Raw genomic sequence first — 15,751 nt, 5'->3', positions numbered from 1 at the left:
ACGTATAACAAGTGGAGCAAGGATAATGAACGACAGGTTCAGAGCTTAAGTCAGGCAGGATTTACTTTTTTTGTTGGACGCTTACACAGCGGCGGTTTCGCCTCTATCAATAAATAACTGATAGCGAAGATCTAAATGATTACAATCAAAATGAAATTGATACCCTTGCTGGTATCCGCCACATTCCTCAGCGGGTGTACGATCGAACCAGGTCAGCGCCTTTCTACGTCGGGAAAAGATGTCATTGAGCAGCAGGATAGCAACTTTGACATCGACAAATACGTCAACGTCTTTCCGTTAACCCCTTCACTGGTTGAGAAGATGCGTCCTAAGCCACTGGTGGCCCAGGCTAACCCGACTCTGCAGAACGAAATTCAGAACTACGAATACCGTATCGGTGTGGGCGATGTCCTGACCATCACGGTCTGGGATCACCCGGAGCTGACCACCCCAGCCGGTCAGTATCGTAGCGCCAGCGACACCGGCAACTGGGTACACTCAGACGGCACCATCTTCTATCCTTACATCGGTCGTGTGCGTGTCGCGGGCCGTACCGTCGGCGACGTTCGTAACGAAGTCGCCCGCCGCCTGGCACAGTACATCGAAAGTCCTCAGGTTGATGTCAGCATCGCCTCGTTCAAATCACAGAAAGCCTACGTGACCGGTTCTGTCACCACTTCAGGCCAGCAGCCGATTACCAACGTGCCGCTGACGATTCTGGATGCGATTAACGCCGCGGGCGGCCTGGCTGCCGATGCAGACTGGCGTAACGTCGTGCTGACGCACAACGGTCGTGAGCAGCGTGTCTCTCTGCAGGCGCTGATGCAGAATGGCGACCTGAGCCAGAACCATCTCCTCTATCCGGGCGATATCCTCTACGTTCCGCGTAATGACGATCTGAAAATCTTCGTCATGGGCGAAGTGAAGCAGCAGGCGACCCTGAAAATGGACCGCAGCGGCATGACGCTGGCGGAAGCGCTGGGTAATGCGGCCGGGATGGATCAGACCACCTCTGACGCCACCGGTGTCTTCGTTATCCGTCCACTGCACGGTACCGATCGCAGCAAGATTGCCAACATCTATCAGTTGAACACTAAAGATGCGGCATCCATGGTGATGGGCACCGATTTCCAGCTTCAGCCTTACGACATCGTTTATGTCACCTCTACACCGCTGACGCGCTGGAACCGTGTGATCTCGCAATTACTGCCAACCATTGCGGGTATCAACGATGTGAGCGAGAGCGCGCTGCGTATCCGCAACTGGTCGAACTAAGGTCTGACCATGATTACGTCCGTGTTAGTCGTTTGCGTCGGCAATATCTGCCGCTCTCCCACCGGAGAGCGCCTGTTTAAACGCGCGCTGCCCGATTTGGATGTTCGCTCTGCTGGCCTGGGGGCGCTGGTAGGCCACCCGGCCGACCAGACAGCCTCTGACGTCGCCGCTGCGCAGGGTCTGTCGCTGGACGGTCACCAGGCGCAGCAGCTGACGGCCGAGATGTGCCGTCAGGCCGATCTGATTCTGGTGATGGAAAAGCGACAGATTGAACAGGTGAATCGCATCGACCCCGCTGCGCGTGGCAAAACCATGCTGCTTGGGCACTGGCTCAATCAGAAAGAAATTGCGGATCCGTATCGAAAAAGCCGTGAGGCCTTTGAAGAGATTTACGGGTTACTGGAAAACGCTACCCAGAAGTGGGTCAACGTATTAAGCCGATAGTTGGGATTATCCATGAATATAAAAAATAAGGTCAGAACCGCGCCGGGAGAGGAGTCGAATGGATGGGATCTGGCGCATCTTGTGGGACAGCTAATTGATCATCGCTGGATCATTGTTGCCGTTACCGCTTTTTTCATGCTGGCGGGAACACTCTACACACTGTTTGCGACACCGATTTACAGCGCAGATGCGCTGGTTCAGGTTGAGCAGAAGAACGCCAGCACCGTTCTGAACGAAATTGACAGCATTCTGCCACCGACCCCGGCGTCTGATACGGAAATCGAGATCCTCGAATCCCGTATGGTCATCGGCAAAACGGTTGACGATCTGGGTCTGGATACCGTGGTTGAGCAGAACTACTTCCCGGTTATCGGTAAGGGTCTGTCGCGCCTGATGGGGAATAAACCTGCCAGCATCGCGATTTCCCGCCTGGAAATCCCACGCACCATCGACAAGCGTAACGTGGAACTGGAAGTGACCGGCCCGCAGAGCTACACCGTTTCTAAAGATGGTGATGAGCTGTTCAAGGGTAAAGTCGGTCAGCTGGAGTCGCACGGCGACGTCACCATGCTGGTCAGCGAGATCCACGCTGACGAAGGCACCAGCTTCACCGTTACCAAGCTGAACGACCTGCAGGCGATCCGTTCGGTTCTCTCCAACCTGACCGTGGCTGACAAAGGTAAAGATACCGGCGTGCTGGGTCTGGAGTACCTGGGTGAAGATCCGGAGCAGATCAGCAAAGTCCTGAATCAGATCGTGAACAACTATCTGCTGCAGAACGTTGAGCGCAAGTCTGAGCAGGCCGAGAAAAGTCTGGAGTTCCTGCGCACTCAGCTGCCTGCCGTTCGCAGCAAGCTGGATGATGCGGAAAACAAACTGAACGCCTTCCGTCGTCAGAACGAATCGGTTGACCTGTCACTGGAAGCGAAATCTGCCCTGGACTCCTCTGTCAGCGTGCAGAGCCAGCTGAACGAACTGACCTTCCGTGAAGCGGAAGTCTCTCAGCTGTTCACCAAAGATCACCCGACCTACCGTGCGCTGCTGGAAAAACGTAAAACGCTGGAGAATGAGCAGGCTCAGCTGAACAAGAAAATCTCTGGCATGCCTCAGACTCAGCAGGAAATCCTGCGTCTGACCCGTGACGTTCAGTCTGGTCAGGAGATCTACATGCAGCTGCTGAACCGTCAGCAGGAGCTGGGCATCAGTAAAGCGAGCACCGTGGGTGATGTCCGCATCATCGACAGCGCGCAGACAGCAAACGCGCCGGTCGCACCGAAGAAGATGCTGATCATCGCCGCAAGCCTGATTCTGGGTCTGTTCGTGTCGGTCGGTCTGGTTCTGCTGAAAGCGCTGCTGCATCACGGCATCGAGAACCCGGATCAGCTGGAAGAGCTGGGCATGAATGTCTATGCCAGCGTGCCTCTGTCAGACTGGCAGCGTAAGAAGGATACCGAAGCCCTGGCGCGTCGCGGCAGCAAGGTGAAAACCGATCCGCACGAAACGCTGCTGGCGCTGGGTAACCCGACTGACCTCTCTATCGAAGCGATTCGTAGTCTGCGTACCAGCCTGCACTTCGCCATGATGGAAGCGAAAAACAACATCCTGATGATCACCGGCGCCAGCCCGGGTATTGGTAAAACCTTTATCTGTGCCAACCTGGCGACCCTGGTCGCGAAAGCGGGTCAGCGTGTCCTGTTCATCGATGGCGACATGCGTCGTGGCTACACCCACGAGCTGCTGGGCGCGGATAACAAATCAGGCCTGTCCAACGTCCTGTCCGGTAAAACGGAGTTCAGCCCGGCGCTGATTCAGCAGGGTGTATACGGTTTCGACTTCCTGCCTCGTGGTCAGGTGCCGCCGAACCCGTCTGAGCTGCTGATGCATCGTCGCATGGGTGAGCTGCTGGACTGGGCGAGCAAGAACTACGACCTGGTATTAATCGATACGCCACCTATCCTGGCCGTTACCGATGCGTCAATTATCGGTAAGCTGGCAGGCACCTCGCTGATGGTGGCGCGTTTCGAAGCCAACACCACGAAAGAAGTGGACGTCAGCTTCAAACGCTTTGCCCAGAACGGTATTGAGATTAAAGGTGTGATCCTCAACGCCGTGGTGCGTAAAGCGGCCAACGCGTATGGCTATGGTTATGACTACTACGCCTACGACTACGGCAAGACCAACAAAAGCTGATCATTGAGTAAGCAACAGGGGGCGGTCTGACCGCCCCTTTTTATCGTCCCTTTGAATGACGACACGCATCAATTGACACAGGTTATTCTGTCCGGACCCGGAAAAGCGATAAAACGATAAATCGCATGGCGAGCGTCACTCAACAGAATTCATCTCCAGCAGGGCATCGCCCGCACGTCATTTATGATCGTGCTCTCTGGCTCGCGGAAAAGCCGGCCGGGAAGGCGAAGCAGGATGGTTGCTGGCATGAGAACTTGTGGAATTAAGGAATCACACCATGGCTCCCTATTGGTATGTATCAGGCTTTTTACTGCTGCTTGCGCTGTTTGAAATCGCGCTAAAAAAAGACGAACGCACAAATCATATTCTGACCTGGCTGCTCTGTGTGGCCGCCATACTGTTGATTGTTTTCGGGGGGATTCGCGGTCTCGGCACCGGCATGGATGATTTCCAGTACCGCAGTTTCTTTGAAGACTTTGTCAGACGTATCGAGATTAACGGCTTCTTTAAAACCGTTGCATTTTTCCGTTATGAACCGCTGATTTTTGCGATCGCCTGGCTGACCAGCCTGTTTTCGCACAACGCCAGCATCTTTCTGTTTGTCTTCTGTGCCATTGCCGTTTTCATTAACACTTACTTTTTCCGGAAGATGTCACCCTATCCGGTGCTGGCGCTGATGCTCTATTCGGCGCACATCTTTATCAACAAAGACATCAACCAGATTCGCTTTGGCCTGAGCTCGGCGCTGTTCCTTGGCGTTCTGTGGTCGATCTATCTCAAGCGCTACTGGTGGGCGTTTGCCTTCTTCGTGCTGTCATTCACCAGTCACAACACGGGGATCATGGTCGTGACGCTGGTGCCGTTCCTGTTTATTCGTGACTGGCGCTGGTGGCCGGTGATCATCATCGTGGCCAGCCTGCCGCTCTCCGTCGTGGGCGGTTCCAGCTTTATTGCCCTGATTGCCGGACATCTGGGATCGCTGGGTGAGAGGGCGTCGGGCTATAACAATGACCCCTCTTATGCGATGGGTGGCAGTATCCTGGCGGTGTCGAACCTGAAAAACATCATGCTGGTGTTTGTGTTTTTCTATTTCATGCTGACCGATGAGCTGAAGCGCGAAAATTACGCCCAGTATCGTCTTAACTATCTGCTGATTTTAAGTTTTGCCATCGGCGGCGCGATCAGGATCTTCCTGTACAACTTCCCATCCGGTTCGCGTCTGTCTAACTATCTGCAGCAGGTTGAACCGATCATCCTGACCTCGCTGATTTATCAGGCCAGACGGTCATGGAAACCCGCGCTGTTTGGCATGCTGGTGTTCTTCCTGCTCTATTACCTCTACTACAACACCATTTCAACCAAGCAGGCGGTGACCGGCTATGAAGTGGCGCGGGAGTTTTGGTTGATTCACTGATTACCGGGCGGCTGGACTCTCCAGAGAGGCAGCCGCCTGTCAGATCCCCGGTTTTTCTTCGACGGTTGTCGACTGAACTGTTTATTTTTGAATTATTTTGATGAGGTGCTGGCCATGAAGGACATTCGTTTCTCTATCGTAATTCCGGCTTATAACGCGTCAGAATCGATTGTCACGACGCTGGATTGCGTTAAAGCTCAAACGTATCGCAATTTTGAGGTCATCATCGTTGATGATAAGTCGGCGGATGCCGCAGCGCTGGCGGACGTTGTTCGCAGCGAACGCTATCAGGAGCTGGATATCAATCTGGTGCTCTCTGAGGTGAAACTTAACGGCGCCGGTGCGCGCAACAAAGGCATTGAGCTGGCCACCGGCGACTATGTCAGCTTCCTGGACGCCGATGATGAGTGGGCCGCTGACAAACTGCAGCAGGTGAGCGAGAAAATCGCGCAGCTGGAGGGGCAGGGCAGACAGAAATTTGTCATCTTCAGTCAGGTCAATATCTATCAGGATGGATCGTTCCTGAAAGTGATGCCGATGCAGCCACCAGGCAAAAACGAAACCGTCGCCGAGTATCTGTTCGGCTGCTACGGCTTTATCCAGACCAGCACCATCGTGCTGAAGCGGGAAGACGCGGCAAAAATTCAGTTCGATACCCGCTATATCCGCCATCAGGATTATGATTTCTGCATTCGTGCCGACCGCATGGGCTATGACTTCGTGATGATTGCCGCGCCGCTGGCGAACTATCATCTGGTCACCAAATTTGGATCGAAGCACAAAGGCGAATCGGTGAAATATTCGATGTTCTGGCTTGATACCATGAAGCCGCATCTGACCCCGCGTGATATCCACACTTACAAAGCCTTTAAGCTGCCGCTGCGCTACAAGATGGATGGCAAGTCGCTGATGGCAAGCCTGAGCTTTGCCCGCTACTTCTTCCTCACTAACAAAGATAACCGTGCCTATTTCATGAACCGGGTCAAAGACAAAGTCAGAGCACGTTTCGGTGGTGAGAAAGCGATCTCCTGACGCGCGGCGCGTCCCGCTCTGCTCCTGATATCAGGAGCCACTCTCTTTTCATTTAATTCAGGGTTGAAGATGAAGACTTCTGTTGGAACCGTTGGCATTGTGATGCCTATGTATAATGCCCGTCAGACGGTATTACGCGCCGTGCAATCGGTGATCAACCAGCACTATACCGACTGGCACCTCTATCTGGTCAACGATAAATCCACTGACGACTCGCTGGCGTTTGTGCGTGAGCACTGCCAGGACCCGCGCATCACCATTCTGGACAACGCGGTCAACATGGGCGCAGCAGAGACCCGCAACGTCGGGCTGCGTGCGGCCACGGAAGAGATCATTGCCTTCCTCGACAGCGATGATGAATGGCATGCGGATAAGCTGACTCAGCAGGTGGCCGCCATTGAGGCCGGTGATGATTTTGTCATTACCGAGTATCACTACAAAACCCGCAAGGCTGAGCACGACATCACCTACGGCAAACCTTATCTGCAGCAGGAAAACTTCGTGAAAAAGCAGTATCGCGTCTGCTTCTCTTCCGTCTGCTTCCGCCGCCCGCCTCAGGGACTCTTCTTCCAGCGCAAAGGGCACGAAGATTTCCTGTTTCTCTATGAGTTGTTCACCCGCTACAAGCAGGCACGCGTAATTCAGACGATTCTGGTCAACTATTACGAGTTAGGGGATTCCCTTTCACGTAATAAGAATAAAGCGGCCCAGTGGCACCTCGAATTATTAAGAATTATCTATAAAAACAATCCTTTAAAAATCTATTACTATTACGCCTGGTATATGGTGAATGGTGTGCTGTTTACCCTTAAGCATCGTTAAGCCCGTCGGCAGGATTGTCTTTAAAATTTGAGGTGGATAGCGTTTCATGAAAAAAATTGTCCTGGTGATCAAAGATGCTTACTCCTATGCGGGCACCGAGAACATCTGTAACTTTATGTCAGAATGTCTTGGCGAAACGCATGACGTCACCATCTACTCGCTGGAAGGCAGCGGAAAAACCTTCTACCCGTTTGAGCATGTCAAAGAGATTGTCAGCTTTGAAGGGCAGAGCAACCCCATCAAAAGCGCGGTTGCCCGAATCCATGAAGAGGGTTTCGACACCGTCTTCCTGATCAGCATGGGCCGCCTGAGCGTGATGTTCGCCTTCTGGAATCTGCTGCTGATGAAGAAGAAGCGTGGCAAAGCCTACGCCTGCGAACACATCGCCATTAACTCCTTCAGCAAACCGATTAAGTTCCTCAAGTTCCTGCTGCTGCGCTACTACGACCGCGTGATTGTTCTGACCGACAAAGATCATCAGGTGTTCAGCCGCTGGCGCATTCCCAGCATGCAAATCCCCAATCCGGTGGTTTACAAAGGCTATCAGCGCCAGACCCGCTCCCGTCAGGCGCTGGCCGTCGGACGTCTGGATAACCAGAAGGGGTTTGACCTGATGCTGGATATCTGGCGCGACTTTGCCAGAAAACACCCGGACTGGACGCTGGTGATTGCCGGTGACGGTGAACTGCGTCAGCAGCTGCACGATCAGGCGGCAGTGCTGGGGATCACGGACAGCGTGAAGTTTGTCGGCAAGGTCAGCAACATCAATGACTACTATCGCGACAGCGACATGGCGCTGATGACCTCCCGCTATGAAGGATTACCGCTGGTGCTGCTGGAAGCGAAATCCTGGTCACTGCCGGTCGTCGCCTACGACTGCCCGACCGGGCCTCAGGAGATCATCAACCACGGCGAAGATGGTTTCCTGGTGCCCATGAATGACAAAGCCACGTTTCTGGCGCGAATGGAGCAGCTGGCGACAGATGATGCGCTGCTCTATGCCATGAGCGAAAAAACGAAACAGACCGCGCTGAAATTCGACGGTAATCAGATCAAAAAAAGCTGGCTGTCATTGGTTTAACCGGAGCTGGAAACGCTCACTTGCGACGTGCCTCAGGGACACCGCCATGGCCAATGGCCTTATTGACTACGGGAATTGATGCATGAAAAGAAGAGAAGTGTTACAGACCGCCGCCTCCGCTCTGGTGGGGGCTCTCTCCGTGAGCACCTTTTCCAGCTACGCTGCTAAAAGTAACGGCATTGCCCTGAAACCGGTTGATGCCACCGCCGTGCCGAAAGGAGATGTGCCGATCCTGACGCCGGAAAATGTCTACGCGATGCCACCGCAGTTCTGGCAGAGCTTTGAGGGTAAGCTCTGGATTGGTAAAGCCGGTGTGGATGCCAGCAAGCCTGGCAACCAGATTCCGGTCTTCCTGCGTGACGCCAGCGGTAAGGTCTCCGAGATTGCTCAGCCTATCGCGCTGAACAAGGGCAACTTTGCGCAGTTTATTCAGGATAATGCTGCGCTGATTGCCGATCCTTCGCATTCGATGACGGTAGAAGATAATAACGGGCAGACCCTGTTTAACATCGCTGATGTCAGTCGCCCGGGCGCCGCTGATTTCAGTCAGCGCCTGTCACAGCCAGCGGGTTATCAGCTGATTGGCGAGATCCCGTCCGTGGCGGAGTTACGCAAGACCCGTCCGCTGTTTGAAGGGGCTAAGATCAAACTCAAAAGCTGGCACGAGGGACGGGAAGTGGGCGGCGGCGAGTTCGTCGGCAGCTTCCAGCCCGCGCAGAATGATGGCGGCGTCAACTTTGCCGGTGACGGCTTTCACTGGCGTCGTGTGGTAGACGATTTCAACCGCCTGACGCTGTTTGATTTCGGTGCCATCGCCGATGGGAAAACTGATACGGCACCCGCCATTATGGCGATGTTCCAGTGGTCGCAGCAGGCGAACCAGCAGATCTGCGTTCAGTTCCCGGCCGGGACCTTTATGGTCTCCGCCTGCAACCTGGGCGACAAGTATCTCAACTTCTTCCGCATGTCCGGTGCGATGGTCAACTTTGGTTACTTCCCGGCGACTACCCTCGTTTCCGATGGTAAGTCAGAGTTCGTCTTCCAGATGAATGCCCGCCGGGTTGAGCTTTCCAACCTGATCTTCAACGGCAACAGCGATAAGAGTCCGAACCAGCAGGGCTTTTTCCATAACATCTGTCCGGGCGGACAATATTTCCGGGGTGCCTGCCTGCGCTTTAACGCCGTCGGCGGTACCGCGATCAGCCTGCAGGATACCCTCGATTGTAAAATCGACCAGTGGTACGCCTCCCGCTGCAGCGGCGACGTCATCAAATCGGGCTGGTCAGGACAGAAGCAGGGCAAATGGGACCACAGCACCGCTATCGAGCTGTCGAACTTCAACGCGCAATACTGCCGTGGGGGCAAAGTCCTCAACCTGCCGCGCTGCGGTCAGTCGATTATCCACAACGGCTGGATTGAGCACTGTGACAACCCGGGCGATCTCTCCAACGGTCAGTGGATCGTTGATGCGCTGAGCCTGGAGGATTGTAAGAACCCGCTGATTGCCCATAACACCCGTCTGAATATGCGCCAGACCAGCCTGCAGTCGGGCAGCTGGATCGATAACTCGATGCAGGGCGATCGTCTGCTCAGCATCTGGGAGATGGGGTCGACACGCGTTGAATCTTACGGCGTCGCGCTGGATGGCAGCCTGAAATACAACTACATCACCTCGCGCTGGCGTCTGGAGAACAACACCAATCAGGAGACCTGGTTTGATCTCGGCAGCCTCTACTCACCCACGGTGGGCGACTCCTGGGAGATCGAAATCTTTGGTCAGGCGCAGTTCAGCAACGGCAGCGGCGACAAGCCCCTGATGAACCTGATCAGCGACAAAACCACCGGTGGCCGCGCCGTGATCCACGTGCAGCGCAAGAAAGATCTCTCTGAAGCGAGCTGGTCAGCCGAAGGCAGCAGCCCGGTCCTCGATGTGCGCTATGTCGCTGAACATGACACCGACGTTCGCCTCTTCGTCAAACTGGCGGGCTGGACGCCGTCGGCCGCCGTGCTGGTGAAAACCACCGGCAAGGATCGCTTTGTTACCGGTCGCTGCGCGCGCGTTAACGCGCGGATGGAGCCAGGCAATCCGCCGGCGGGCGATAAGACCAAACGCGCGCCGCAGCGCTTCAGTCTGCACAACGGCAAAGCGGGTGTCGGGGCCAACGAGCAGGGCGACCTGCTGATGGCATCGCGTCCGCTCTCTGCCGACCAGGTCGATACCAGCAAGCCGGAAGGCTTTGTTTCCGTGGTCATCAACGGGAAACAGGTTGCCCTGCCTTACTTTGCCATTAAGTCATAACCCTTGCATGACGGCCGCCACAACGGAGGCGGCCGGTTTTAACAGGAGCGGTACCTTTGGGTGCGTTATCCCGTAAGCATTATTTTGAACAGAGCTCATTTTGCCCATGACGGATCCGGGCGGCTTACAGAATTAAAAAAATTTATTCGGAGTTGTTATGAAAATTTTATTGGTGGGTAACCATACGTGTGGGAATCGTGGGGATGGCGCGATTCTTCGTGGACTGATTGATTCAATGAAGTCTGCACGCAGTGATTTAGACATTGATGTGATTAGCCGTTATCCAACCAGCTCCGGTTATCTGCTCCAGCAGGATATTCAGCAGGATGCGCTGTTTCTGCATAACAGCAAGTCAGGCAAAGGTCTGGTCGGTTCGTTTAAGCGTAAAGTCGCGAACCGTCTGATGCCCGACATCATGATGGCGCACCTGGGCAAGGGCGGCGTCTTTAAGTCGTTTGCCGTGCCACCCCACCTCAAAGCCTTTACCGAAAGCCTGGCGAAATATGACGCCATTATTCAGGTTGGCGGGTCATTCTTCGTCGATCTCTATGGCGTCACCCAGTTTGACCACGCGCTTTGTGCGCTGATGGCGAAAAAGCCTATTTACCTGATTGGTCACTCGGTGGGTCCGTTCCAGAACCCGCGCGTCAATGCGCTGGCGAACTTTGTTTTTGATCGCGTTAACAGCCTGGTTCTGCGTGAGTCGGTCAGCCTCGATCTGATGAAACGTGATGGCGTGACCAGCTCGAAAGTCGCAGCCGGCGTCGACACCGCTTTCCTGGTGCGCGCGCGTGAAGTGGAAAATCCGAGCCATAACCTGCTTCACTGGCAGGGGATTATCAGCAGCCGTAAAACCATCGCCATCACCGTGCGCGAACTGGCGCCGTTTGATAAACGTCTGGGCGTCACACAGAAAGAGTATGAAGCAGCCTTTGGTCGGGTGATCAATGCGATGATCGCAGAAGGTTACCAGGTCGTGGCGTTCTCCACCTGTACCGGCATCGACAGCTATGCCAAAGATGACCGCATGGTGGCACTGACCCTGCGCGATCACGTGGAGCAGCCTGAGCATTACCATGTCATCATGGATGAGTTTAATGACCTGGAGCTGGGCATCCTGCTGAGCCACTGCCATCTGACCATCGGTACCCGCCTGCACTCGGCGATTATCTCCATGAACTTTGGCACCCCGGCCGTGGCGATCAACTATGAGCACAAATCGATGGGTGTGATGAACCAGCTGGGTCTGCCGCAGATGGCAACCGATGTGAAAAGCCTGATGGATGGCTCGCTGATCGACAAGGTGAAGAGTGTGCTTGCCGACTACGACAACATTAAGCTGAAGGTCAATACGGCCGTTGCGAATGAAAGGGAAATTGGCAACCGGATCACTGAAGAGATTCTCAAAGTATTAGGGTAATGTGATGAAACTGACTTTTTTCACCATGCGTTTCCCGGTTGCCTCTGAGACATTCGTTCTGAATCAGGTAACCCATTTTATTGATGCCGGTTACGAGGTGGAGATTATTTCAGTCTTTCCCGGCGATTTAGTGAACCGGCACGCCGCGTTTGATGAATATGGTCTGGCGGCGAAGACGCATTATCTGCTGCCGGAAGAGAAGATCTCAATTGTCGATAAGCTCAACCAGCGCATCAGGCTGGTGCTGCCGAACGTGACCAAACCGTCGCTGCTGCGTTCGCTGAACATGCGTCGTTATGGCGCGCAGTCCAGCAAGCTGCTGCTGCCGTCGATCGTGGCCAATGCGAAGCAGACGTTCACCGCGGATGTTTTCCTGGTGCATTTCGGCTATGCCGGTGCGCTGGCGAACAAGCTGCGTGAGCTGGGCGTACTGAAGGGCAAGCAGGCGACCGTGTTCCACGGTGCCGATATTTCCCGTCGTCACATTCTGGAAGAGCACAAGCTCGACTACGTCAACCTGTTCCGTCAGAGCGAACTGATGCTGCCAATCAGCCACCTGTGGGAAAACAAGTTGATTGAGATGGGCTGCCCGCCGGAAAAAATTCATGTGACACGCATGGGGATTGAGCCAGAGAAGTTTAACTTCCAGCCGCGTCAGGCATTTCACAAGCCGCTGCGTATCGTCTCGGTGGCGCGTCTGACCGAGAAGAAAGGACTGGATGTGGCGGTGAAAGCCAGCGCCATCCTGAAGCAGCGGGGCGGTCAGTTCCAGTACACCATCATCGGCAATGGCGATCAGGATGAGATGATGCGTGATTTCATCGCCCGCGAGGGAATGGAAGATTGCGTCAGTATGCCGGGCTTCAAACCGCAGGAGGAGATTCGTCGTGCGCTGAGCGAAGCGGACATCTTCCTGCTGCCCTCCAAAACTGCCGCCGATGGCGACATGGAAGGGATTCCGGTTGCGCTGATGGAGGCGATGGCGGTCGGCCTGCCGGTGGTCTCTACCTTCCACAGCGGTATTCCCGAACTGATTGAGAACAATGTCTCCGGCTGGCTGGTGGAAGAGGACGATCCCGAGGCGCTGGCAGAGACGCTGCTTAAGCTCTCTGAGGGCGAAGTGGATGTGGCCCCGGTGGTCGCTGCTGCGCGGCATAAAGTTGAGACGGAGTTCAATCAGCATATCGCCTATGGCGAACTGGCACAGATTCTGGAGCGACTGGTGTGAGTGGATTTAAGTCACAGGCGATTTGGCTGTTTGGCAGCACCTGCTTTTCTGCGGTGCTGCAGGTTGCACAGCTGAGCTTTCTCGCCCGCAAACTGGAAACCCACGAGCTGGGACTGCTGGCCATCATCAACGCCATTCTGGCGGTGGCGGGTGTCCTGCAGGATATGGGGATGAGCAGTTATCTGGTGCATCGCCAGAACATCACCCGCCGTGAGCAGAGCACCATCTACTGGGTTAACGTATCACTCAGTCTCTGCACCGGCCTGATCATGCTGCTGATCGCTTTCCCGGTGGCCTGGTTCTATCACCTGCCGGAGCTGACGGGGCTGATCATGCTGACCAGTCTCAACTTCCTCGTGCTGGGACATCTGTCGCAGTATCAGGCGCACTACATCAAGACCAAGCGGATGGTGTCGCTGGCGAAGATTGAGATGGGCACCAAGCTGTTTGCCTTCCTCTGTGTGGTGGCAATGCTGGAGTTCACTTCACTGACCGTAGCGGCAGCGATTCTCGGCCTGTTCATCAATGCCTTTACCCGTATCCTCTGCATGATTGCACTGGGTGAGAAGTCATGGCGCCCGACCTGGGAGTTCGACAAAGCGACCTTCTTCGGGGCGATTCGCTACGGCAGCTACCAGCTTGGCTCCCAGACCATTAACCAGTTGCGCACCCAGGCGGATGCGCTGGTGGTCGGTAAGGTGATGGGCGCTGAGATGCTGGGTGTCTACTCGCTGGCAAAAGAGCTGGTGCTGCAACCGCTGAAGCTGGTGACGCCGGTCATCAACCGTCTGGCGCTGCCGCGCTTTGCTGAGAAACAGCACGATGCCGAGCAGCTGAAAAAGCTGTTCCTCAAGGGCACGCTGGGGATCATGCTGTTCAGCAGTGCCATGTATCTGGTCATTGGCATCTTCTCGCCGGTGATCGTCCGTATACTTTATGGCGCATCTCACGAGCAGGTTTATCATCTGATCCCGCTGATGCTGCTGTTCGGTATGCTGCGGCCGATGGGGGGACTGACCGGTGCCATTTCGCAGGCTAACGGACGCACCAACGTCGAGTTCTACTGGAACATCGTGGCGAGTATCGTGGTGCTGGGCGTGCTGGCGACCACCTTTATCTGGCCTAATGTGCTCTATGTGGCGCTGACACTCTCCATCTCGCAGATCCTGATCTCGGCGCTGGCCCACCCGTTCTTTATCAAACCGGTGATTGGCATTCGCTTTATGCCCTATGCCCGCCAGTGGGTGGCGGTGTCGGTGGTCTTTGTCGGCCTGATGGTGCTGGTGAACCACTTCAATCTGTTCATCATGCCGGAGTGGTTTGAAGGCTGGCTGTAATCATCACACAGCGATATCAACGGGTGACCTAAGGGTCGCCCGTTTTCATTTATGGCTGGTCTCAGCCATGCAACGAACAGTGCTGCAGATCACAGTAGCAATCTGCGATTACTGATTGTCTTTACTCAGTTTATGGTATCGCGTGCAATGGGCAAAATGCCGAATTTCTAAGTTATGACAGAGAGTTACTGTCCGCTTTTCAGATAAAGATTATACTTGCTCTTCCGGCCGATCCTGCATAATCGACCCACATCTTCATTTTATTAAACGGAATAAATATGACCAAGCTTAAAGCAGTAATCCCGGTTGCGGGCCTCGGTATGCATATGCTCCCTGCGACTAAAGCCATTCCGAAAGAGATGCTGCCTGTCGTCGACAAACCGATGATCCAGTACATCGTTGACGAATGTGTTGCCGCAGGTATTAAAGAGATCGTGCTGGTCACGCATGCATCGAAAAATGCGGTCGAGAACCACTTCGATACCACTTATGAACTGGAAGCGCTGCTGGAAGCGCGTGTGAAGCGTCAGCTGTTGAGCGAAGTGCAGTCTATCTGTCCGCCAGGCGTAACTATCATGAACGTGCGTCAGGCACAGCCGCTGGGTCTGGGCCACTCGATTCTCTGCGCCCGTCCGATGATCGGTGATAATCCGTTTGTCGTGGTGCTGCCGGATGTGCTGCTGGATGATTCCACTGCTGACCACCTGCGTTATAATCTCGCGGCGATGGTTGCCCGTTTTGAAGAGACCGGCCACAGTCAGGTTCTGGCACAGCATATGCCTGCCTCCGACCTCTCTGAGTACTCTGTGATCACCACCGAAGAGCCGATCAACAACCCAGGTGATATCAGCCGTATCACCAACTTTGTTGAGAAGCCAGAGCATCCGGCTGAGCTGAACTCTGACCTGGCTGCGGTAGGACGCTATGTGCTTTCTGCTGACATCTGGGCTGAACTGGAGCGCACTGAACCTGGCGCCTGGGGCCGTATCCAGCTGACCGATGCGATCGCCAGCCTGAGCAAAAACAAACCTGTTGATGTTTCACTGCTGACCGGTCACAGCTTTGACTGCGGTCGCAAACTGGGTTACATGCAGGCGTTCGTCTCTTACGGACTGCGTAACAACGCCCAGGGCCGCGATTTCCGCGAAGCGATTCAGAACATCCTGGCAAAACAACAGTAATTATTTTGCCGCGCACTGCGCGGCAGCT

The 15,751-nt window shown here is 54.7% G+C and carries 12 protein-coding genes; all 12 read left to right on the top strand.

Going from position 1 to position 15,751, the window contains the following annotated elements:
- Positions 1–135: 135 nt before the first annotated feature.
- The 12 genes from AC6I7A_RS12275 (at position 136) to galF (ending at position 15,723) form a co-directional block, all read left to right on the top strand.
- Complete coding sequence (locus tag AC6I7A_RS12275; RefSeq protein WP_009089251.1) at positions 136–1,275, top strand: polysaccharide export protein; 1,140 nt, start codon at positions 136–138, stop codon at positions 1,273–1,275.
- Positions 1,276–1,284: 9 nt separating this feature from the next.
- On the top strand, positions 1,285–1,719 hold the full coding sequence (locus tag AC6I7A_RS12270) for an arsenate reductase/protein-tyrosine-phosphatase family protein (protein WP_009089253.1): 435 nt from the start codon (positions 1,285–1,287) through the stop codon (positions 1,717–1,719).
- Positions 1,720–1,731: 12 nt separating this feature from the next.
- Positions 1,732–3,909, top strand: coding sequence for a tyrosine-protein kinase Wzc (gene wzc, locus AC6I7A_RS12265; protein ID WP_009089255.1), 2,178 nt, complete (start codon positions 1,732–1,734; stop codon positions 3,907–3,909).
- A 277-nt stretch (positions 3,910–4,186) separates the two neighbouring features.
- Positions 4,187–5,323 carry an EpsG family protein gene (locus tag AC6I7A_RS12260; protein ID WP_009089257.1) on the top strand — a complete coding sequence of 379 codons (1,137 nt, stop codon included), beginning with the start codon at positions 4,187–4,189 and terminating at the stop codon, positions 5,321–5,323.
- A 114-nt stretch (positions 5,324–5,437) separates the two neighbouring features.
- Complete coding sequence (locus AC6I7A_RS12255) at positions 5,438–6,355, top strand: glycosyltransferase family 2 protein (protein WP_009089259.1); 918 nt, start codon at positions 5,438–5,440, stop codon at positions 6,353–6,355.
- A 69-nt stretch (positions 6,356–6,424) separates the two neighbouring features.
- Positions 6,425–7,177, top strand: a complete 753-nt coding sequence (locus AC6I7A_RS12250) for a glycosyltransferase family 2 protein (protein WP_046102193.1) — start codon at positions 6,425–6,427, stop codon at positions 7,175–7,177.
- A gap of 46 nt (positions 7,178–7,223) precedes the next feature.
- Positions 7,224–8,258, top strand: a complete 1,035-nt coding sequence (locus tag AC6I7A_RS12245; RefSeq protein ID WP_009089262.1) for a glycosyltransferase — start codon at positions 7,224–7,226, stop codon at positions 8,256–8,258.
- An 82-nt stretch (positions 8,259–8,340) separates the two neighbouring features.
- Positions 8,341–10,557 (top strand): phage tailspike protein, encoded by a 2,217-nt coding sequence (locus AC6I7A_RS12240; protein WP_009089264.1) that lies wholly within the window; start codon positions 8,341–8,343, stop codon positions 10,555–10,557.
- A 157-nt stretch (positions 10,558–10,714) separates the two neighbouring features.
- On the top strand, positions 10,715–11,977 hold the full coding sequence (gene wcaK, locus AC6I7A_RS12235; RefSeq protein ID WP_033736181.1) for a colanic acid biosynthesis pyruvyl transferase WcaK: 1,263 nt from the start codon (positions 10,715–10,717) through the stop codon (positions 11,975–11,977).
- A gap of 4 nt (positions 11,978–11,981) precedes the next feature.
- Positions 11,982–13,205 (top strand): glycosyltransferase, encoded by a 1,224-nt coding sequence (locus AC6I7A_RS12230; protein ID WP_009089267.1) that lies wholly within the window; start codon positions 11,982–11,984, stop codon positions 13,203–13,205.
- Positions 13,202–14,542, top strand: a complete 1,341-nt coding sequence (locus tag AC6I7A_RS12225) for a lipopolysaccharide biosynthesis protein (protein ID WP_009089269.1) — start codon at positions 13,202–13,204, stop codon at positions 14,540–14,542. The genes AC6I7A_RS12230 and AC6I7A_RS12225 overlap by 4 nt, the downstream gene beginning before the upstream one ends.
- 278 nt (positions 14,543–14,820) lie before the next feature.
- Positions 14,821–15,723 carry a UTP--glucose-1-phosphate uridylyltransferase GalF gene (galF, locus tag AC6I7A_RS12220; protein WP_009089271.1) on the top strand — a complete coding sequence of 301 codons (903 nt, stop codon included), beginning with the start codon at positions 14,821–14,823 and terminating at the stop codon, positions 15,721–15,723.
- Positions 15,724–15,751 lie beyond the last annotated feature (28 nt).

The sequence above is a fragment of the Type-F symbiont of Plautia stali genome, from assembly GCF_059731105.1.
The sequence above is the reverse complement of the archived record's forward strand: the minus strand, read 5'-3'. Positions and strand labels throughout refer to the sequence as shown.